The organism is Nitratireductor sp. J20-h4, assembly GCF_056780505.1.
On sequence record NZ_CM165557.1, the window covers coordinates 2,697,199 to 2,717,569 of the forward strand.

The window sequence follows — 20,371 nt, forward strand, 5'->3', positions numbered from 1 at the left end:
CGATGCCCGGCCGCCGGTTCATTTTGGCCGGCCATGAACACCCAGTCCCATATTCTGATGGGCGCCGCGTTTTTCGGCCGTCCCCTGCCCCGCCTGGCCTGGGCGGGGGCCGCCGGCGGCATCCTGCCCGACCTGCCGATGTACACGTTCGTGGCCGTGCTCGGCCTGCTCGGCTATTCGGTTTCCGACATTTTCGATCGCCTTTACTGGGAACCATGGTGGCAGATCGCCAATGCGATCGGGCATAATTTTCTGCTCTGGGGCACGCTCACGATCGTCGCCGCGCTTGCGGTTGCCCGGTCGCGCACCGGCCAGCCCCCGGCGCCCTCTCCCGCGCCCGATAGCGAAACGGCCGGCGCCGCGGCGCTCGTCTTCGCGTTTTCGGCCTCCGCCCTGCTGCATTCGCTGATCGATTTCCTCACCCATCGCGCCGACGCGCACATGCATCTCTGGCCGCTGTCGGACTGGCGCTTCCGTTCGCCGGTGTCGTATTGGGATCCGGACTACTACGGCAACTGGTTCGGCCTGTTCGAGGCCGCGCTCGGCGTCGCGCTGATTGTCGTGCTTTTCCGCCGCTACCGCGCGCTGCCGCTGCGTGCCGGATTGCTGGTCGTGCTCGGACTTTATGTCGCCGTACCGGCCTTTTTCTACCTCACCCATCACGGATGACGCCGGCGCCCGCTCTGGCCCCACCGAACGCGCCGCGATAGCGCTTGCGCAGCGGCCGCAAACCGGCGAAAACCCGTTCGCACTTGAACAGGTTTTGCGATGACGGACACAAAGATCGCCTATGAGGATTTCGAGGTCGGCGGCACGATCGAATTCGGTCCGCGCGCCGTGCTGGCCGAGGAGATGATCGATTTCGCGACGCAGTACGATCCCCAGCCCATGCATCTCGACCAGGCTGCCGGCGAGGCCAGCCTGCTCGGCGGGCTCGCAGCCTCCGGCCTGTTCACCGCCTCGATCTTCATGCGCATGATGTGCGACGGCTACCTGCTCAATTCCACGTCCCAGGGTTCGCCCGGGCTCGACTATGTCAATTTTCGCCGTCCGCTGATGGCCGGCGACACGGTGCGCGGCCGCACGACGGTCCTGTCCAAACGCGAATCGGCCTCCCGGCCCGGCCTGGGTTTCGTGTCCGTCAAACACGAGCTGTTCAACCAGAACGACGAACTGGTCTGCGAGATGGCCAATACCGGCATGTTCTTGATGCGCGACGGCGGGGCGGCGGCATGACCCTCGACGCGGCACTGGCCATCGGCGAAACCATCACGCTCGGCCGTCACACCTTCGAAGCCGACGAAATCAAGGCGTTCGCGTCGAAATACGACCCGCAGCGTTTTCACGTCGACGAGGAGGCGGCCAAGGCGAGCGTGTTCGGCAGATTATGCGCCTCGGGCTGGCATACGGCCGCCATGTGGATGAAACACAACGTCGCCTCTTTTCCGGCCACGGCCGAACGGGCGCGGGCACGCGGCGCGACCCTTACCTTCGGTCCGGCCGCCGGGCTGCGCGAGTTGAAATGGCTGAAGCCGGTCTATGTCGGCGACACCATCACCTTCACCCGCACCGCCGAAAGCCACCGCGCGCTGGTGTCGAAACCCGGCTGGCGGCGGCTGTCGAGCCGCTGCGAGGCCCACAACCAGAACGGTGAACCGGTGATGCGTTTCGTGTCGCTGACGCTGGTGAAGGCCGAGTAGGCTCAGCCGCCGTCGACGCGCCGGCGCGTTTCGGCGTCGACCAAGGCGCGCAACCGGCTGAGCAGCGGATCGCGGCTGGTCTGCGCCACGCCGTAATCGAGATTGAACGCGTAATCGAAATCCGGCGCGTTGCGGCCGATCAGGTGCTGAAGCATCGTCTCCAGCTTGTCGAATCCCTTGGCCAAGACCGCCTCCGGCGACGTGGCGGCATTGTACTCGTCCCAGAGCGCCAGCATCTCGGCGCGCAAATCCTCCGGCAGCGGCGCGCACAACGTTTCCAGATCGGCGCGTTCGCGTTCGGCCCGGCCGTCGTCGCCGGCCTGGTGGATGGCCGGCACGTCGCCGGAAATCGCCTCGCCGAGATCGTGGACGATGCACAGCTTGAGCAGCCGCAGCAAGTCGCGACCGGCCAGCTCGCGCTCGAACAGAAGCGCCAGCAGGCACAGCCGCCAACTGTGCTCGGCCGTGCTTTCGGCACGCCCCTTGCTGGTCACGCCGCTGCGCAGCGTATCCTTCAGCCGCTCCGCCGCCTGGACGAAGGCGATGATCCCGGCAAGGCGTTCGGTGTCGGCGGGCGCAGGTGATTCCATCGCTTCAGGCTAAGACCGATGGAGCCGAAAGGAAATCGGCGGCGCGCGAAGATGTCTGCACTGGCGGAAGCGCAGGCGCTGAGCGCCGATACGCTCAATGTCCCTCGTACGAGATCAATGTGCGGACCGGAACGTCGAGCGCCTCGAGCTTCGCCCGTCCGCCGAGCTCCGGCAGGTCGATGACAAAACAGGCCGCCACGATGTCCGCCCCCATCTGCCGCAACAGCTTGGTCGCGCCCTCGGCCGTCCCGCCGGTCGCGATCAGGTCGTCGACCAGGATCACCTTTTCCCCCGCCTCGACCGCGTCGCGATGCATCTCCATCTCGTCGATGCCGTATTCGAGGCTGTAGGCGACCCGCACGGTCTCGTGCGGCAGCTTGCCCTTCTTGCGGATTGGAATGAAGCCGGCCGAAAGCTGGTGCGCGATCGCGCCGCCGAGGATGAACCCCCGCGCCTCGATGCCGGCGATCTTGTCGATCTTCGTGCCGGCATAGGGATGGACGAGTTCGTCGACGGCGCGGCGGAAGGCGCGCGCATTGCCGAGCAGTGTGGTGATGTCGCGAAACTTGATGCCCGGCTTCGGATAATCGGGAATCGTGCGGATCGCGTCGCGAAGCGTATTTTCCAAACTGGTCTTCATGGCCCCTGCCCCGTTGCAGGACAGTTTTGACGGCAGCGGCGGCAAAAGAAAAGGGCGCACGCGGCGCCCTTTTCTGAAATCAACGGATAAGTCGCCCGCTCAATGCTCGATCTGCGACCAGATCTTGCGCTTGGTGAGATAGACCAGGCCGGCGAACAAGAGCAGGAAGACCATCACGCGGAAGCCGGTCTTCTTGCGTTCCTCCATATGCGGCTCGGCCGCCCACATCAGGAAAGCCGACACGTCCTTGGCATACTGATCGACGGTCTGCGGCGAGCCGTCGTCATAGGTCACCATGTCGTCGAACAGCGGCTGCGCCATGGCCAGCGACGCACTGCCGAGGAAATAGGGATTGTAGTAGGTGCCTTCCGGGACGTTCAAACCCTCCGGCGGGGTCTCTTCGTAACCGGTCAGCAGGGCATGGATATAATCCGGGCCGGCCTCGGCGTACTGGGTGAAGACGTCGAACACGAAGGTCGGGAAACCGCGTTCCACAGCCCGCGCCTTGGCGATCAGCGAAAAGTCGGGCGGGGCCGCCCCGCCATTGGAGGCCGCGGCGGCTTCCGCGTTCGGGAACGGCGCGGGAAAATAATCGGCGGGAATGGCCGGGCGGTCGAACATATCGCCGTTTGAATCCGGGCCGGCCTGCACGGTGTACTCGGCCGCGAAAGCCTTCACCTGCGCTTCGGAATAACCGAGATCGTGCAGCGTGCGGAACGAGACCAGATCAAGCGAATGACAGGCCGCGCAGACTTCCTTGTAGACTTTCAGGCCGCGCTGGAGCTGCGCCTTGTCGTAGGTGCCGAACGGGCCGGCAAACGACCAGTCGAGCTCTTTCGGCTTCTTGATTGGGTAATGGGCCGGCTCCGCCTCGTTGCCGGCGTCCTCGGCCGCGAGCGTCGGCCCGGCCAGTCCGGCGAAGACGAAGGCGAGCGCCGCGAAACCGCTCAGGATGGTCTTCATGCGGGAATTCCTTTCAAGCTTCACGGTCCTCGCCTCAGGCATTCTTGTCCGGCGCCGCATTGGCGCCTTCCGGCAGCGCGGCCGCGCTTCCGGCATTGCGCGCCAGTACGGCCTCGGTGATCGATCCGGGCAGCTTGCGCGGCGTTTCAAGCAGGCCGAGCACCGGCATGATGACGATGAAGAAGGCGAAGTAGTAGAGCGTCGCCAACTGCGCCATCACGACATAGGCCCCTTCGGCCGGACGCGAGCCGAGCCAGCCCAGGAAGATCGAGTCGAGCACGAACACCCAGAAGAACAGCCGGTACCAGGGCCGGTAGGCGGCCGAACGCACCTTCGAGGTATCGAGCCACGGCACCACGAACAAGACCGCGATCGCGCCGAACATGGCCAGCACGCCGCCGAGCTTGGAATCGATCGGGCCGATATTGAAGGTGATCGCCCTGAGGATGGCGTAGAACGGCAGGAAATACCATTCCGGCACGATATGGGCCGGCGTCTTCAGCGGGTCGGCCTGGATGTAGTTGTCCGGATGGCCCAGGAAGTTGGGAATGTAGAAGACGAAATAGGCGAACACGATGAAGAACACCACCATCGCGAACGAATCCTTGATGGTCGCGTAGGGCGTGAAGGCCACCGTGTCGGTCTTCGACTTGACCTCGATGCCGGTCGGGTTGGTCTGGCCGGTCACGTGCAGAGCCCACACATGCAAAACGACCACGCCGGCGATCATGAAGGGCAGCAGGTAATGCAGCGAGAAGAAGCGGTTGAGCGTCGGGTTGTCGACCGCGAAACCGCCCAGCAGAAGCTGCTGGATCCACTCGCCGACCAGCGGGATGGCGGTGAAGAAGCCGGTGATGACGGTCGCGCCCCAGAAGCTCATCTGGCCCCACGGCAGCACGTAGCCCATGAAGGCGGTCGCCATCATCAAGAGATAGATGATGCAGCCCAGGATCCACAGCAACTCGCGCGGCGCCTTGTAGGAGCCGTAATAGAGCCCGCGGAAAATATGGATATAGACGGCGACGAAGAACATCGACGCGCCGTTGGCGTGCAGATAGCGCAAGAGCCAGCCGGAATTGACGTCGCGCATGATCTTCTCGACCGACGCGAAGGCGAGCCCGGTGTCCGACGCATAGTGCATGGCCAGCACGACGCCGGTCAGGATCTGCGCGACCAGCATGATCGAGAGAATGCCGCCGAACGTGTAGGCGTAATTCAGGTTGCGCGGCACCGGATAGGCGACGAAGGAATCGTACATCAGCCGCGGCAGCGGCAGACGCTTGTCGATCCAGCGTTCGAATGCGGTGTTGGGTTTGTAGGTGGAATGTCCGCCGGCCATAATGCTCTTCCCCAGGTCCTCAGCCGATCCGAATGGTGGTGTCGGAAATGAATTCGAAGATCGGCACGGCCAGGTTTTCCGGCGCCGGGCCTTTGCGGATACGTCCGGCCGTATCGTAGTGCGACCCGTGGCACGGGCAGAACCAGCCCCCGAACTCGCCGGCCTGGCCGAGCGGCACGCAGCCGAGATGGGTGCACACGCCGACCATGACGATCCAGTTCTCCTTGCCCTCGCCGGCGGAGCGGTCGATATCCGTCGCCGGCGCGTCAGCCGAGATGTTTGCGTTGCGGGCGACGGGGTCCTTGAGATCCTCAAGCGCAACGCCCCTGGCGGCCTCGACCTCTTCGGCCGTGCGGTTGCGGATGAAGACCGGCCTGCCGCGCCATTTGGCGGCAACCGACATGCCCGGCTCGATCGCCGACACGTCGACCTCGATCGTCGACAGGGCAAGGGTGGAGGCGTCCGGACGCATCTGGTCGATAAACGGCCAGGCCACGGCACCGGCGCCGATCACGGCCGCCGTTCCGGTCGCCACATAAAGAAAATCCCTGCGATTGGGATCGTGGGTTTCGTTGACGCTCACAGGTCCTGTTCCTCTCGCGATTGTGAGCCGCACCCCGCACCCCGGCATCCCGGATCGGGGTTGCCCGTGCGCATGCGCACGGACGGGCTGGAATCCCGGCAATTGGCGATGGTTTCTAGGCGCGATGGTTTCGCTTGTCCATATGATTGCCGAACAGGTGGGCAGTTTGTCGCGGGCTTTTTTGGCGCAAGCCGAACGATCGCCGGCGTGACGCCGGACCGCGCGCGCCCGCGCGGCTTTTTCCACAGCGGCAACCGGCTATCGCGCACCAAGTCGCGCCAGCACCTCGCGCGGAATGGCGTATTCGCGGATCACGTCCTCATGCCGGCGCAGGCCGCACAATTCGCGCTGGATGAAATAGCCGTGGACGGCATCGGCCGCCGCCTTCAAGGCCTGCCGGCGCTCGGGCGCCGCCCCGCCGACGCCGCGCAGCCTTTCGAGCGCCTTTTCCACCTTGTCGCCGGCTCGACCGAGCGCGGAGGCCTTTTCGGCCAGAATATCGACGTCGAGCGCAAGCAGCGGCGAATTGCCGGCGATCAGGTGGCCATCGGGGGAACGCCGGACCAAGCCCGCCTACTCCGCCGCGACACGGCCCGGCAGGAAGCCGCCCGACTGGCGTTTCCACAACTGCGCATAAAGACCGCCTTTGGCCACGAGTTCGGCATGGCTGCCGTCCTCCACGATGCGGCCTTCGTCGAGCACGACCAGCCGGTCGAGCGCGGCGATGGTCGACAGCCGGTGCGCCACCGCGATCACCGTCTTGCCCTCCATCATGCGCTCCAGATTGTCCTGGATCGCCGCCTCGACCTCCGAATCGAGCGCCGACGTCGCCTCGTCGAGGATCAGGATCGGCGCGTCCTTCAACATCATCCGCGCGATCGCGATTCGCTGGCGCTGGCCGCCCGACAGCTTCACCCCGCGCTCGCCGACATGGGCGTCGTAGCCCGTGCGCCCCTTCTGGTCGGCGACATCGACGATGAAGTCGTGCGCGGCGGCGCGTTTGGCCGCCTCGACGATCTCGGCCTCGCTGGCGCCCGGCCGGCCATAGGCGATATTGTCGCGGATCGAGCGATGCATCAGCATCGGCTCCTGGCTGACCACCCCGAACTGGGCCCTGAGCGAGCCCTGGGTCAGGGTGCGGATATCCTGGCCGTCGAGCAGGATGCGCCCGCCCTCGACGTCGAACAGCCTGAGCATCAAATTGACGATGGTCGTCTTGCCCGCGCCCGACGGCCCGACCAGCGCCATGCGCTCGCCCGGCCTGACATGCAGGTCGAAGCCGTCGATCACGCCCGCCCCCTTGCCGTAGTGGAAGGTGACGTCTTCGAAACGGATATCGCCCTTTGCGCGCGCCATCGTCGCCGCGTCGTCGGCGTCGCGGATCGCCGGCAGCACGGAAATCGTGCCGGTCGCGTCCTGGATGGTGGCGTAGGAGCGGATCAGGCCGTTGATGTTGAACATCATCCAGCCCGACATGTTGTTGAGCCGGAAGACCAGCCCGAGCGCGGCGGCGATCGCGCCGGTCGAGATCGTGCCTTGCGTCCAGTTCCAGATCGCGATCGTACCGACCGAGGCCATCATCGCGCCGTTGAGGAAATTCACCGCCGCGCGCACCGTGGTGATGGCGCGGGTGAGCCGCACCACCGCGTTGAAGAAACCCTCGAGCCCGTCGCGCACGAAGGCGTGCTCGCGCCGGCCCGAATCGAACAGCTTGACCGCCACGATATTGGTGAAGGCGTCGACCAGCCTGCCGTTGAAGATCGAGCGCTGGTCGGCCGTCGCGCGTCCGGCGCGCCGCAGCCTGGGCAACAAATAACGGATGATCAGCAGATAACCGCAGAACCACACCGCCACCACCAGACCCATCAGCGGATCGAGCGCCACCAGCAGCGACGTCGCCAGGATGACGAAGGTGAGGAACGACCAGATCGACTGCAGCACGGAGACGATGAAATCGCCGACCGCCTCGCCGCCCTGCATGATCTTGGTGGCGATGCGTCCGGCGAAATCGTTCTGGTAGAATTCGTAAGGCTGCTCGATCACGCGACGAAAGGCCTGCCAGCGCACCATGGCGAAAAAGCCCGGTACGATGACCTGCTGCTCCACGATCGCGGCACCGACCATCACCGAGGCGCGGATGACGAAGACGAGCAGAAGAAGCCCGACAAGTTCCGGCCAATGCTGGGCGAACAAGGTGGCCGGCTCCGCCCTGTCGAGCAGGTCGACCAGCCAGCCGATCGACCAGTAGAGCCCGGCGTCGACCGCGCCCACCAGCCCGCCGGTGATCAAAAGCAGCACGAACGGCCACTTCGCCTGGCGGGCGAAATACAGGATGAAACGCCAGGCGTCCTTGGGCAGGACCTCCTGTTCGGTATCGTGAAACGGATCGATCACGCCTTCGATCCGCCGCCAGAAGCGGTCGGGCTTGTCGTCCTGCGAGGCGGGATGCCTATCCGTCGATGCCGTCATTGGCCTTGTTTATCCGAGCCCTTGTCTATCCGATTGCGTCTCCATCCGTCCCGCCCGAGGGAGCGGGGACGGATGGAGTTCGACCGCGTTTCACTCCGCGGCCTGCGCCGCTTCCAGATCGAGGAAGCCGCCGGACTGTCGTTCCCACAATTGGGCGTAGAGCCCGCCCTGCGCAAGCAACGCCTCATGCGTGCCCTCCTCGATCACGCGCCCCTTGTCCATCACCACCAGCCGGTCCATGGCCGCGATGGTGGACAGCCTGTGCGCGATCGCGATCACCGTCTTGCCCTCCATCAGCCGATAGAGGTTTTCCTGGATCGCCGCCTCGACCTCCGAATCGAGCGCCGAGGTGGCCTCGTCGAGAATCAGGATCGGCGCGTCCTTGAGCATGACACGCGCGATCGCGATGCGCTGACGCTGGCCGCCCGACAGTTTCACGCCGCGCTCGCCAACATGGGCGTCGAAGCCTTTACGCCCTTTCGGGTCGGTCAGATCGGCGACGAAATGCAGCGTCTCCGCCTTCGCCGCCGCGTCCAGCATCATGTCCTCGGTCGCGTCCGGCCGGCCATAAAGGATGTTGTCGCGCACCGAGCGGTGCAGCAGCGAGGTGTCCTGCGTGACCATGCCGATATTGGCCCGAAGCGAATCCTGGGTGACCTCGGCAATATCCTGGCCGTCGATCAGGATGCGTCCGGCCTCGATGTCGTAGAACCGCAACACGAGATTGACCAGGGTCGACTTGCCCGCGCCCGAGCGGCCGACAATGCCGACCTTCTCGCCTGGACGGATCGCAAGCGACAACTGCTCGATGACGCCCTTTTCCTTGCCGTAATGGAACCGGACATTGTCGAACACGATGCTCCCTTGCGAAACCTCGAGCGGGCGGGCGTCCGGCTTGTCCTCCACCAGCCGCGGCAGCGAGATCGAGTTGATGCCGTCGCGCACCGTGCCGATATTTTCAAACAGCGCCGACAATTCCCACATGATCCATTGCGACATGCCCCACAGCCTGAGCACCAGGCCGAGCGCGACGGCGATAGCGCCGACCGTCACAGCCTCGGCGAGCCACAGCCAGATGCCTAGCGCACCGACCGCAAACAGGCACAGCGAGTTCAGGACGTAGAGCACGCCGTAAAGCCCGGTCACCAGCCGCATCTGCCGGTAGACCGCGTCGAGGAAGCTGGCCATGCCGTCGCGGGCGTAGCTCGCCTCGCGATTGGCGTGCGAAAACAGCTTCACCGTCTGGATATTGGTGTAGCTGTCGACGACGCGGCCGGTCATCAGCGAGCGGGCATCGGCCTGCACTTCCGCAACGCGACCGAGCCGCGGCACGAAATAGCGCATCAGGAAGATGTAGGCGACCAGCCACGCCGCGATCGGGGCCGCCAGCCGCCAGTCGGCCACCGCCACGATGAACAGCATGCCGGCGAAATAGACGGTGACGTAGTTCAGCACATCAAACAGCTTGATGACGCATTCGCGCACGGCGAGCGCGGTCTGCATCAGCTTGGTTGCGATGCGCCCGGCGAACTCGTCCTGGTAGAAGGTCATCGACTGCTTGAGCAGGTAGCGGTGCACCTGCCAGCGGATGCGCATGGGATAGTTGCCCATCAGCGATTGCTGGCTGACCAGCGAGTGGAACCACACCATCAAGGGCAGCGCAAACAGCACGACGGCGCCCATGCCGGCGAGCTTCCAGCCCTCCTCGTCGAGAAAGGTGGCGCGGTCCTTTTCCGCCAGCCAGTCGACGATGTTGCCAAGGAAGGAAAACAGCCATACCTCGGCGATCGCGATCAGCGCCATCAGGATCGCGGCCGGCACGAGAGAAGGCCAGGCGCCACGCGTATAATGCAGGCAAAACGCCATCAGCGTGCGCGGCGGCTCTTCCGGCTCGTCCGGCGGAAACGGATTCAGTCTTTGTTCAAACCAGTGAAACATGGTTGGCCTCGAAAAAATCAATATAGGTCGAAAGAACGCCGGCAGGTGCGGTCGAAACCCCCGTGCTGCCAGCACGTGTCAGGAGACGCTTCGGTGCTCGACAACAGATCCGGCTCGCGCGCCGCACCCCACGGTGCCGCCGCCGCGATCGCAAGTGCGAGCGCCACAAGGCTCGCGGCGACAAGCGTACCAGCCAGCAGCGCCGACAAATTCGCGCCTGTGCGGTCGCGCGGGATCAGATGGGAGGCAAACGGCAATGACATGGATCGAATCCTTCGAGGTCGGGAACGGGACCCGGCGGGATTCGAAACGTGGCAGCTCTACATCTTAGGAAGCGTCGACCCGAAATCCGCCGTCAGGCGTGATATCCGCCCATGGGGCAGACTGTGGATAGCAACATCATGATCGCCATATCTGCCTCCGCGGTTCGGGTTGACGAGGACGGTCATATAGCCTTTTTCGACCATGGAAACCAGCGTCATATTTTAGTGTTCTCTCATCCGCCGGCCGCTGTTGCCGATCTGCCACGCCTTTCGCGGAGCACGCCATGAACGATACCGACCGCGGGCCGCGTCTCGCCCTCTACCAGCCCGACATTCCCGGCAATACCGGCGCGATCCTGCGGCTCGGCGCCTGCATGGGCATGGCCGTCGATGTGATCGGCCCGGCCGGCTTCGACCTGTCGGACCGGGCGCTGAAGCGCGCCGGCATGGACTACCTTGCCATGGCCGCGCTCACCCGGCACGACGACTGGCCGGCCTTCGCGGCCTGGCGCGAAGCCGAGGGTCGGCGTCTGGTGCTGTTTACCACCCGCGCCACCCTGCTCTATACGCAGCTGGCGTTTGGACCCGGCGATATATTGCTGTTCGGGCGCGAAACGGCTGGCGTTCCCGATGCCGTGCAGGCGGCGGCCGACGAGCGCGTGCTTGTCCCCATGCCCGGCGGCGGACGCAGCCTCAATCTGGCCATGACGGCGGCGATGGCGGCGGGCGAGGTCCTGCGGCAGATCACGGCGAACTGAAGAACGGGGACGCGCCGTTACCCAATCACGGTCGCTGCTAATCGGCCGTCGGCAGGCGGCGCATGGTGAATTCGATCACGTCGCGCGGACGCTCGCACCAGCTTTCGATCGCGGTCCAGTAGGCCTGCTTCGGCCAGCGGTCGAACCATTCGCGCGCTTTCGCCCGCGCATCCGCGCGCGGCAGCACGAAGGTTTCGCGCAAAAACCCGTCGCGCGGCAGGCGTTCGCCGTGGCTGCGATGTTTGTCGAGCCTCTTCTTAAGCCCGTCGAGGGGCGGTCTCGGCGGTGTCCGCACGCAAAGCCTCTCCCAAGATCGGCCTCAAGCCTAGGATCGAATCCGCGCCAAGGCGAGTCTTTTCGTGTCGCCGGGCGTCGTGCGGCGATCGGCGGGCTGGCCTCCGGGCGCGCATGGCTCTATGGGCTTGGCAGGATCGAGGACCAGCGAGGACGCGCCATGCAACGCCCGGAGATTCCCGCCGACATGCCGGACGGCATCGAAGACAAGAAGGAGGCAGCCAGAAACTGGTTCGAAAGCCTGCGCGACCGCATCTGCGCCGATTTCGAGGCGCTGGAGGACGCGCTGACGGGCCCGCTTCGCGAACGCCCGGCCGGCCGCTTCGAACGCAAGCCCTGGCAGCGCGATGGCGGCAAGGGCGGCGGCGGCGTGATGTCGATGATGCACGGCCGCGTCTTCGAAAAGGTCGGCGTGCACACCTCGACCGTTCATGGCGAGTTCTCGCCGGAATTCCGCAAGCAGATCCCAGGCAGCGACGAGGATCCGCGCTTCTGGGCCTCCGGCATTTCGCTGATCGCGCATCCGCACAATCCCAACGTGCCGGCCGTGCACATGAACACCCGCATGGTGGTGACGGCCAGGCAATGGTTCGGCGGCGGCGCCGACCTGACCCCGGTGCTCAACCGGCGCCGCACCCAGGAGGATGCCGACGCGCGCGACTTTCACGCCGCCATGCAGGCCGCCTGCGCCCGCCACGAGGTCGCCGATTATCCGCGCTACAAGAAGTGGTGCGACGAGTATTTCTTTCTGCCGCATCGCAACGAGCCGCGCGGCATTGGCGGGATTTTTTTCGACTGGCTGCATTCCGCCCCGCAGGCTGGCGGCTGGGAGGCCGATTTCGCCTTTACCCGCGAGGTCGGCTCCGCCTTCGCGACGATCTATCCCGAGCTCGTGGCCCGCAATGTCGACACGCCCTGGAGCGAGGCCGACCGCGAGGAACAGCTTGTGCGGCGCGGCCGCTATGTCGAGTTCAACCTGCTTTACGATCGCGGCACCACGTTCGGCCTGAAGACCGGCGGCAATGTCGACTCGATCCTGTCCTCCATGCCGCCAATGGTGAAATGGCCGTAAGATCCGGGCCCCACCGCCAATCGTGATCGCGCCGGGGGCAACGATTGGCCCGATTTCGTGTTATTGTGGACGAACCCGCACGCAGAACGGATCCAGGAGGAAAACCATGAAGGAATATCATTGCGGATCGCTCGTTCCCGGCTGCGAATGGCATACCAGGCACGAGGACGAGGCGGAGATCATGCGCCGGGTCGTCGAGCATATGCGGCTCGACCATGGCGAGGAGGTCATCCGCGAAACGATGGTCGAGGCCATCCGCTCGCGCATCGAAAAGACGCGCAACGCCGCCTGACGCAATTCAGCGCGTGCGCCGCCGCGCCCGGCAATGAAGTTGCCGGGCGCCGTCAGGACAGGATGGTCTGTTTCATGTCCGCCGCGCGGGCAAGCAGCGCGTCGCGATCCAGAACAAATCCCGAATCGATCCAGATTTCTTCCAGATCGCGCAGCGCATTGCCCATTTTCGGGCCGGCGGGAATGCCGATCGCGATCAGATCGGCGCCGCCGAGCGGAAAGTCAGGCATCGTCCAGCCGTCGAGGAATTTTTTCAGCCGGTAATAGCCGCCGGCCTCGATCATCGCCGTGTCGTCGGTGACGGCGCGCGCCCGCGCCGAGGCGAGCGCCAGCCGCAGCCGGTCATCGAACCCGGCGCGGCCGGCCCGGTAGGCGAGCCGCGCCAGTTCGGTTTCGCTCGCCGTGTGGTCGATCTGCGGCGTTGCCGCCCAGGCAACCAGCCGGTCGCGCTCGGCATTCGCGAGTTTCAGCCGCTGCGCCAACGCGGCCATGCGCGGCGCGTCCGGCGGTACGATCGCTGCCAGGCGCATCAGCGGTTCGGCCGGCCAGCCAAGGTCGCGCTCGGCCCGGACAAGGCCGTGAATGGCGTCGATGCCCCATTTTTCGCTCTCGGGAAGGATGGCCGTCAGAACGCCGGCCTGGCGCATCCACAACAGCGCGCGGGAAGGGTCTTCGGCCGCCAGCAGGCTCTTCAGCTCCGACCACACCCGTTCGGCCGAAAGCGTGTCGAGCCCCTGCTTGAGCCGCGCACAGGCTTTTAGCCCCGCCGCGTCGGGCCGGCCCGAGCCGTAGCGCGCGAAAAACCGGAAAAACCGCAGGATGCGCAGATAGTCCTCGCGGATGCGGGCCTCGGCGTCGCCGATGAAGCGCACAGCGCGGCTGTCGATGTCCGTAAGCCCGCCGACCAGGTCGACGATACGTCCGTCCGCTTCGGCGTAAAGCGCGTTGATGGTAAAATCGCGCCGCTCGGCGTCGGCCTGCCAGTCGCGCCCGAAGCGGACCCTGGCGCGGCGTCCGTCGGTTTCGATGTCGGCCCGGAGCGTGGTGACCTCGTAGGCGGCGCCGTCGGCGATGACGGTGATCGTGCCGTGCTCGTAACCGGTCGGCACGGCCTTGTAGCCGCCGCGTTCGGCGCGCGCCACGGTCTCGTCGGGCAGGCAGGTGGTGGCGATGTCGACATCGCCGACCGCCTCGCCCAAAAGCGTGTTGCGGATCGCCCCGCCGGCAATCCGCGCCTCCTCGCCGCCCTCCGACAACAGGGCCAAGAGACGCTGCAGGGCCGGCGCCGCAAGCCAGGGCGCGGTGTCTGCGATCGAAACCGGTGTCACGCGTAGAGCCTTTCGTAAACCGTGCGGATGATCCCGGCGGTAATGCCCCAAATATACCGCTCGCCATGCGGCATGGTGTAGAAAAACCGTTCGCGGCCGTTCCACACCCGGCTTTCGCGGCGATGATTGGCCGGGTCCATCAGGAAGCGCAGCGGCACCTCGAAGGCGTCGTCGACCTCGGCGGGATTGATGGTCATGTCGAAGCCGGGGCTGACCGTGGCCAGCACCGGCGCGATCCGATAGCCGCTGCCAGTGACGTAATCGGGCAGGCGCCCGACAATGTCGACATGGCCGGGGTCGAGACCGATCTCCTCGCGCGCCTCGCGCAGGGCGGCAAACTCCGCCGTGGCGTCGTCGGGATCGATGCGCCCGCCCGGAAAGGCGACCTGGCCGGAATGGTTGCGCAGCGCTGCCGTGCGCGTGGTCAACAACAGCGTCGCCTCCGCGCCGCGGTCGATCACCGGCACCAGGACCGCAGCGTCGCGCAGCCTGTTGCCCAGGATCATGTCCTTGAGCGCGGGGTTGAGCACGTGATCGCCCAGTTCGACGGTATGCGGCGCCTTTTCGCGAACCGCGCGGCGGCTGAATTCGGCCGCCGTATATTCGGTGGCGTGACACAGGTCCATCGCTACGCGCTCAGCCGTTCGAGCTCGGCCGCCGGCATGATCGGGAAGACGACGCCGCCGGAGCGCACCGCAAACATCGTCTCGCCGTCGACCTCGATCTCCTCGCCGATCTCGACCAATTCGTACATCACCGCCCGCGCCACCAGCGCTTCCAGCCGCCCGCGCACCAGCAGATAGGGCTTGAGCCCGCCGGTCTCGTCTTCCAGCACGAAACGCAGCGGGTGGGCTTTTCCGGCTTCCACCACATCGCCGACATTGGTGCGGAAGGTGAGCGTGCGGTCGTCGCCCGTGCCCGACGCGGCCAGTTCGACCGCCAGGAACGGCGCGTCCTCGACCTTGATCTCGACCTTTTCCACCGGAGTGACGAGATAGGTCTTGCCGTCGTCGTCCTTGCGCAGAACGGTGGAAAAAAGCTGCACAAGCGGCATGCGCCCGATCGGCGTGCCCATGTAGAACCAGGTGCCGTCGGCACGGATCTCCATGTCGATGTCGCCGCAATTGGCGGGGTTCCAGCGCTCGACCGGCGCAGCCCCCTTGCCGGCCCGCGTGGCGCGCGACACCAGCGCGGCGAGCGACGCGGCGTCGCCGGCCTCGTTCAACCCCTTGCCTTTTTCCCCGGATTGATCGGTCATGGTCACGAAATAGTCACTGTCGTTCCGCTTGTCAGCCACTTTGGCCGTTTTAAGTTTAAGGTGCATATACCGAAGCGGCGCGAATCGGGAGATCATGCCGCCAGTGACGGTCGATCAGCGAAGGGAAAACGGATGGGCGTCACGGTGAAGCAACAGGCGATCGACGAAAAACAGATGATCGCCGCGGCGGAAGGCGCGCTGGCCGATATTTCGCGCACGCGAGAGGCGGTCGGCCGGGTCGTTTTCGGCCAGGAGACGGTGGTCGAACGGACCATGGTCGCGATCCTGGCAGGCGGACACGCGCTGCTTGTCGGCGTGCCCGGACTTGCCAAGACCAAGCTGGTCGAGACACTGGGCACGGTGCTGGGGCTCGATTCCCGCCGCATCCAGTTCACGCCCGACCTGATGCCGTCCGATATTCTCGGCTCCGAGGTGATGGAGCAGGACGACAACGGCAAACGCTATTTCCGCTTCATCCCCGGCCCGGTCTTCTCCCAGCTCCTGATGGCCGACGAGATCAACCGCGCCAGCCCGCGCACCCAATCGGCGCTGTTGCAGTCGATGCAGGAATATCATGTCACCGTGGCCGGCGCGCGACACGACCTGCCCGCCCCCTTCCACGTGCTCGCGACCCAGAACCCGCTCGAGCAGGAAGGCACCTACCCGCTTCCCGAGGCCCAGCTCGACCGCTTCCTGATGCAGGTCGACATTCTTTATCCCGATATCGAAGCCGAGCGCCGCATCCTTCTGGAAACCACCGGCGTCGAGGAGGCGAAGGCCGAAAACGTGCTGTCGTCGCAGCGCCTGCGCGAAATCCAGGCGCTCATCCGCCGCATGCCGGTGCCCGAAAGCGTCGTCGAGGCGATCCTCGATCTGGTGCGCTCGGCGCGCCCGGGCAATGGCGATGCCGCGACCGACAAGCATGTCGCCTGGGGTCCGGGGCCCCGCGCCAGCCAGGCTCTGACCCTGTGCGCGCGGGCGCGGGCGCTCTATGACGGGCGGCTTGCCCCGTCGGTCGACGACGTGCACGCGCTGGCCGAGCCGGTGCTGCAGCACCGCATGGCGCTGACCTTTTCGGCGCGCGCCGAGGGCATGAACGTGCGCGACGTGATCGCGAGGCTGGTGAAAGAAGGCAGTTGATGGCGGCGCCGATAGGCCAGGCGGCCACCCCGGTCGCACCAAGCGATGCACTGGCCCGGGGACGGTCGCGCGCCGCCCTGATTCCCGATCTGCTGGTCGACGCGCGCCGTATCGTCAACACGGTGATCGCCGGCTGGCACGGCCGGCGCCGGCGCGGCATCGGCGAGAATTTCTGGCAGTTCCGGCCCTATGTCGAGGGCGAGGCGACCGCGCGCATAGACTGGCGCCGCTCCGCGCGCGACGATCAGCACATTTTCGTGCGCGACCGCGAATGGGAAGCCGCCCATACGGTGTGGCTGTGGGCCGATCCCTCGCCCTCGATGCTCTTCCGCTCCGCCAGCGCCTCGGTGTCGAAGGATTCGCGCGCGCTGGTCCTGGTGCTGGCGCTGGCCGAATTGCTGTCGCGCGGCGGCGAACGCATCGCCTGGCCCGGCCTGTCCGACCCGTTCGTGGCCCGCAACGGCGCCGAGCGCCTCGCCTCCAGCCTGCTGCAGGCCAAGACCGTGCCCGACCGGCCCGAGCTTGCCGCCATCCGCCGCTTTTCCGACATCGTCATCGCCAGCGATTTTCTCGATCCCGTCGAGGAAACCATGGCATGGCTCGACGTGCTGGCGCGCCGCGGCGTACGCGCGCATCTGATCGAGATCGCCGATCCGGCCGAGGAAAACTTTCCTTATGCCGGACGCACCGAGTTTCGCGATCCCGAAACCGGCGAAAAACTGACCGCCGGGCGGGCCGAAACGCTGGCTGAGGACTATCGCCACGCCTATCTGGCGCGCCGCGAGGCCCTGGCGGCCTGGTGCAAGCGCCTGTCGTGGAGCTACACGGTCAATCACACCGACAGGCTGGCCTCGGAGGCGCTGGTGCAGGTCCATCTGGCGCTGAGCGCGGGTTTCGCCCGCTCGGCGGGGGGGCTGCGATGAGTTTCCTGGCGTTCGGCCAGCCTCTGGTGCTGCTCGGCCTGCTGACGCTGCCGGTCATCTGGTGGCTGCTGCGCTTGACCCCGCCCAAGCCCCAGGCCGAGATCTTTCCGCCGCTGCGCATCCTGGCGCGGGTGCTGAAAAAGGAGGAGACGCCGCATCAAAGCCCGTGGTGGCTGACCCTGCTGCGGCTCGTGATGGCCGCGCTTGTGATTGTCGCGCTCGCCGAACCGCTCTTCCGGCCGCGCGAAAAACTGCAGACCGCCGGCGAGGCGCTGGCGCTGGTGATCGACAATGGCTGGGCGGCGGCGACCGACTGGGACCTGCGCGTGGCCACCGCCGAACGGCTGATCGCCGACGCCGCTGCAAGCGGCGCGCCCGTGGTGCTGGCGCTGACGGCCGAAAAACCGAATGCCGACATCGGTCCGTTCGACGCCGAGGAGGCCCGCAACCGGCTGCGCGCGGCCGAACCCAGACCGGTGCCGGTCGACCGCGCCGCGATTTTCGGCCGCGTGGCCGGCGCTTTGGACGCCCTGCCCGCCGCGACGGTCGCCGTGCTGTCGGACGGGCTGGCCAGTGCCGGCGACGAGGCCGCCTTCGCGCAATTGCTGGGCGGAACGGCCAGCGAACTCATCTGGATCACGCCGGAGCGGCTGGCCATGATCGGCCTGACCGCGACCGAAAACCGCCCCGACCATTTCGCGGTCACCGCGACGCGGGCGGCAGCCGATACCGGTCCGCGCCAGGTGACGGCCGGCGCCTTCGACGATCGCGGGCGCCGCATCGCCGACACGACCTTCGCTTTCGCCCCGGGCGAGACCGTCGCAACGGCCGAATTGCTTGTGCCGTTCGAACTGCGCAACGATTTCGCCGCCATCCGTGTCGACGGCGAGAACCAGGCCGCCGCCGTCAGGGTCCTGGACGAAAACGCCAAGCGCCGCCGGGTCGGACTGGTCTCGCAGGCCGAGGGCGACCAGGCCCAGCCGCTGCTGTCGCCGCTCTATTACATCGAACGCGCGCTGGCGCCGTTTGCGGACCTGGTCGAGGCGCCGACCTTTGACCTCGCCGAGGCGATCCCCGACCTGCTCGATCAAAAGCCTGCCCTGATTGTCATGGCCGATGTCGGCACCCTGCCGGACACGGCCCATCGGGCGCTGATCGAATGGGTCGAGGGCGGCGGAACGCTGGTGCGTTTTGCCGGCTCCCGGCTGGCCGCGGCCGACAAGGACGACGAACTGCTACCGGTCCGCCTGCGGCTCGGCGAACGCGCGCTCGGCGGCTCGCTGACCTGGACCGAACCACAGCCGGTGGCCGAATTTCCACCCAACGGACCGTTTGCCGACCTGACGCCGCCGCGCGACGTCACCGTCACCCGCCAGGTGCTGGCCGAACCGACGCCGGACCTTTTCGACAAAACCTGGGCCAATCTCGCCGACGGCACGCCGCTGGTCACCGGCGCGGCGCGCGGCGAGGGAACGATCGCGCTGTTTCACGTCACTCCCGAGGCGACCTGGTCCAGCCTGCCGATCTCCGGCAGCTTCGTCGACATGTTGCGGCGCCTGGTGCAGATGTCGCGCAACCAGGGCGCGATCGAGGCCGCCACCGGCGGCAATCCGCAGACGCTGGCGCCGTTTCGCATGATCGCCGCCGACGGCACGCTGGCGCCGCCGCCCCCCGACGCCAGGCCGCTCGCGACCGGCGGCGCACAGGCGGTGACGATCGAAAACCCGCCCGGCCTCTACGGCACCGAGGAAGGGCTTCTTGCCCACAATCTGCTTGGCGCCGAGGCCAAGCTCGTCGCAATCGCCCCCCCGGCGACGGATCTGCCCGTCTCGACCTCCGCCTATGCGCTCGACCAGTCGCGCGACCTGCGCGGCCCGCTAATCGGGCTGGCGCTGGCGCTGATGGCGCTGGACACGCTGGCCGTGTTCTGGATCGGCGGCATGTTTGCCCGCCGGCGGCGCGCCCTATCCAAGGTGGCGGGCGCGGCGTTTCTGGCCGTCGCGCTCGGCGCCGGTCTTTTGGCCGGTGGCGGCGGCGAGGCCGCAGCGCAGGACGCCAGGCCGGGCGATGCCGAGGCGATCGCCGCGATCTCGACCACCCGTATCGCCTATGTGCTGACCGGCGACGCCGCGATCGACGCCGTCAGCCGCGCCGGCATCGCCGGGCTCTCCCGCTTCCTGATCGACAAGACCGCGCTCGAGCCCGGTCCGCCGGCCGGCGTCGACATCGCCAATGACGAGCTGGCGTTTTATCCGCTGATCTACTGGCCGGTCGATCCGGCCGCGCCGATGCCCTCGCAGGCCGCCATCGCCCGCATCGACGCCTATATGCGCCAGGGCGGTTCGGTGCTGTTCGATACGCGCGACCAATATGCGACCGGCTTCGATCTGTCGGGCGCGGCAAGCCCGGCCACGCGGCGGCTGCGCGATATTCTTTCCGACCTGAACGTGCCGCCGCTCGAGCCGGTGCCGGAGGACCACGTGCTGACCAAGTCCTTCTATATCCTGCACGACTTCCCCGGCCGCTACGCCGGCGGTCCGCTGTGGGTGGAGGCCTCGCTCAACGCGCAAAGCAGCGACGGCCGGCCGGTGCGGACCGGCGACGGCGTCTCGCCGATCCTGATCACCGCCAACGATCTGGCCGGCGCCTGGGCGATCGACGCCAACGGCGATCCGCTGTTGCCGACGGTGCCGGCCGATCCGATGCAGCGCGTCTACGCGCTTCGCACCGGCGTCAACATCATGATGTACATGCTGACCGGAAACTATAAGTCGGACCAGGTGCACGTGCCGGTCCTGCTCGAACGGCTCGGGCAGTAGGAG

22 protein-coding genes are annotated in these 20,371 nt (G+C 66.4%); 9 read left to right on the forward strand and 13 right to left on the reverse strand.

Going from position 1 to position 20,371, the window contains the following annotated elements; translation table 11 throughout:
* Window positions 1–33: 33 nt before the first annotated feature.
* The 3 genes from ACT2B0_RS13140 to ACT2B0_RS13150 all read left to right on the forward strand — a co-directional run bounded on the left by ACT2B0_RS13140 (window position 34) and on the right by ACT2B0_RS13150 (window position 1,700).
* Complete coding sequence (locus tag ACT2B0_RS13140; protein WP_348117650.1) at window positions 34–669, forward strand: hypothetical protein; 636 nt, start codon at window positions 34–36, stop codon at window positions 667–669.
* A gap of 99 nt (window positions 670–768) precedes the next feature.
* Window positions 769–1,236 (forward strand): MaoC family dehydratase, encoded by a 468-nt coding sequence (locus ACT2B0_RS13145; RefSeq protein ID WP_348117652.1) that lies wholly within the window; start codon window positions 769–771, stop codon window positions 1,234–1,236.
* Window positions 1,233–1,700, forward strand: coding sequence for a MaoC family dehydratase (locus ACT2B0_RS13150; RefSeq protein ID WP_473465586.1), 468 nt, complete (start codon window positions 1,233–1,235; stop codon window positions 1,698–1,700). The genes ACT2B0_RS13145 and ACT2B0_RS13150 overlap by 4 nt, the downstream gene beginning before the upstream one ends.
* 2 nt (window positions 1,701–1,702) lie before the next feature.
* On the opposite strand, the gene ACT2B0_RS13155 is transcribed toward ACT2B0_RS13150, so the two are convergent.
* From ACT2B0_RS13155 to ACT2B0_RS13195, 9 genes are all read right to left on the reverse strand, one after another.
* Window positions 1,703–2,290: an HD domain-containing protein gene (locus ACT2B0_RS13155; protein ID WP_348117657.1), complete on the reverse strand. Its 588-nt coding sequence runs from the start codon at window positions 2,288–2,290 to the stop codon at window positions 1,703–1,705.
* A gap of 94 nt (window positions 2,291–2,384) precedes the next feature.
* Entirely contained in the window at window positions 2,385–2,930 is a 546-nt protein-coding gene (locus ACT2B0_RS13160; protein WP_473465589.1) for an adenine phosphoribosyltransferase, read from the reverse strand.
* A gap of 99 nt (window positions 2,931–3,029) precedes the next feature.
* On the reverse strand, window positions 3,030–3,893 hold the full coding sequence (locus tag ACT2B0_RS13165) for a cytochrome c1 (RefSeq protein WP_473465592.1): 864 nt from the start codon (window positions 3,891–3,893) through the stop codon (window positions 3,030–3,032).
* Between the two features lie 34 nt (window positions 3,894–3,927).
* Window positions 3,928–5,232, reverse strand: coding sequence for a cytochrome b (locus ACT2B0_RS13170; RefSeq protein ID WP_473465595.1), 1,305 nt, complete (start codon window positions 5,230–5,232; stop codon window positions 3,928–3,930).
* 19 nt (window positions 5,233–5,251) lie between these two features.
* Complete coding sequence (gene petA, locus ACT2B0_RS13175; RefSeq protein ID WP_164749890.1) at window positions 5,252–5,815, reverse strand: ubiquinol-cytochrome c reductase iron-sulfur subunit; 564 nt, start codon at window positions 5,813–5,815, stop codon at window positions 5,252–5,254.
* Between the two features lie 258 nt (window positions 5,816–6,073).
* Complete coding sequence (locus tag ACT2B0_RS13180) at window positions 6,074–6,382, reverse strand: DUF6665 family protein (protein WP_473465598.1); 309 nt, start codon at window positions 6,380–6,382, stop codon at window positions 6,074–6,076.
* 6 nt (window positions 6,383–6,388) lie between these two features.
* On the reverse strand, window positions 6,389–8,284 hold the full coding sequence (locus ACT2B0_RS13185) for an ABC transporter ATP-binding protein (protein WP_473465601.1): 1,896 nt from the start codon (window positions 8,282–8,284) through the stop codon (window positions 6,389–6,391).
* A gap of 90 nt (window positions 8,285–8,374) precedes the next feature.
* Window positions 8,375–10,222 carry an ABC transporter ATP-binding protein gene (locus ACT2B0_RS13190; RefSeq protein WP_473465604.1) on the reverse strand — a complete coding sequence of 616 codons (1,848 nt, stop codon included), beginning with the start codon at window positions 10,220–10,222 and terminating at the stop codon, window positions 8,375–8,377.
* A 17-nt stretch (window positions 10,223–10,239) separates the two neighbouring features.
* Window positions 10,240–10,485: a hypothetical protein gene (locus ACT2B0_RS13195; RefSeq protein ID WP_473465607.1), complete on the reverse strand. Its 246-nt coding sequence runs from the start codon at window positions 10,483–10,485 to the stop codon at window positions 10,240–10,242.
* A gap of 284 nt (window positions 10,486–10,769) precedes the next feature.
* On the opposite strand from ACT2B0_RS13195, the gene ACT2B0_RS13200 reads away from it, so the two are divergent.
* A complete protein-coding gene (locus ACT2B0_RS13200; RefSeq protein WP_473465609.1) occupies window positions 10,770–11,243 on the forward strand; it encodes a tRNA (cytidine(34)-2'-O)-methyltransferase in 474 nt (157 codons plus the stop codon).
* Window positions 11,244–11,280: 37 nt separating this feature from the next.
* Here the strand turns inward: ACT2B0_RS13200 and ACT2B0_RS13205 are convergent, their stop codons facing one another.
* A complete protein-coding gene (locus ACT2B0_RS13205; protein WP_348117683.1) occupies window positions 11,281–11,538 on the reverse strand; it encodes a hypothetical protein in 258 nt (85 codons plus the stop codon).
* Between the two features lie 159 nt (window positions 11,539–11,697).
* On the opposite strand from ACT2B0_RS13205, the gene hemF reads away from it, so the two are divergent.
* Window positions 11,698–12,609: an oxygen-dependent coproporphyrinogen oxidase gene (gene hemF, locus ACT2B0_RS13210; protein WP_473465613.1), complete on the forward strand. Its 912-nt coding sequence runs from the start codon at window positions 11,698–11,700 to the stop codon at window positions 12,607–12,609.
* A 106-nt stretch (window positions 12,610–12,715) separates the two neighbouring features.
* Window positions 12,716–12,901, forward strand: a complete 186-nt coding sequence (locus ACT2B0_RS13215) for a DUF1059 domain-containing protein (protein WP_348117687.1) — start codon at window positions 12,716–12,718, stop codon at window positions 12,899–12,901.
* A gap of 52 nt (window positions 12,902–12,953) precedes the next feature.
* Here ACT2B0_RS13215 and ACT2B0_RS13220 read toward each other — a convergent pair whose 3' ends face one another.
* From ACT2B0_RS13220 to ACT2B0_RS13230, 3 genes are read right to left on the reverse strand one after another with little or no spacing between them, the layout of a single operon-like run.
* Complete coding sequence (locus ACT2B0_RS13220) at window positions 12,954–14,228, reverse strand: CCA tRNA nucleotidyltransferase (RefSeq protein ID WP_473465616.1); 1,275 nt, start codon at window positions 14,226–14,228, stop codon at window positions 12,954–12,956.
* Entirely contained in the window at window positions 14,225–14,854 is a 630-nt protein-coding gene (locus ACT2B0_RS13225; protein ID WP_348117691.1) for a CoA pyrophosphatase, read from the reverse strand. Before ACT2B0_RS13225 ends, ACT2B0_RS13220 begins: the two co-directional genes overlap by 4 nt.
* A 2-nt stretch (window positions 14,855–14,856) precedes the next feature.
* Window positions 14,857–15,486 (reverse strand): DUF1285 domain-containing protein, encoded by a 630-nt coding sequence (locus ACT2B0_RS13230; protein WP_473465980.1) that lies wholly within the window; start codon window positions 15,484–15,486, stop codon window positions 14,857–14,859.
* Between the two features lie 132 nt (window positions 15,487–15,618).
* Here ACT2B0_RS13230 and ACT2B0_RS13235 point away from each other — a divergent pair, with 132 nt between their 5' ends.
* Genes ACT2B0_RS13235 through ACT2B0_RS13245 form a run of 3 tightly spaced genes read left to right on the forward strand, consistent with a single transcriptional unit; the run spans window position 15,619 to window position 20,368 of the window.
* Window positions 15,619–16,626 (forward strand): AAA family ATPase, encoded by a 1,008-nt coding sequence (locus ACT2B0_RS13235; RefSeq protein WP_473465618.1) that lies wholly within the window; start codon window positions 15,619–15,621, stop codon window positions 16,624–16,626.
* Entirely contained in the window at window positions 16,626–17,549 is a 924-nt protein-coding gene (locus ACT2B0_RS13240) for a DUF58 domain-containing protein (protein WP_473465621.1), read from the forward strand. Before ACT2B0_RS13235 ends, ACT2B0_RS13240 begins: the two co-directional genes overlap by 1 nt.
* Window positions 17,546–20,368, forward strand: a complete 2,823-nt coding sequence (locus ACT2B0_RS13245) for a DUF4159 domain-containing protein (RefSeq protein ID WP_473465623.1) — start codon at window positions 17,546–17,548, stop codon at window positions 20,366–20,368. The genes ACT2B0_RS13240 and ACT2B0_RS13245 overlap by 4 nt, the downstream gene beginning before the upstream one ends.
* Window positions 20,369–20,371: the final 3 nt, after the last annotated feature.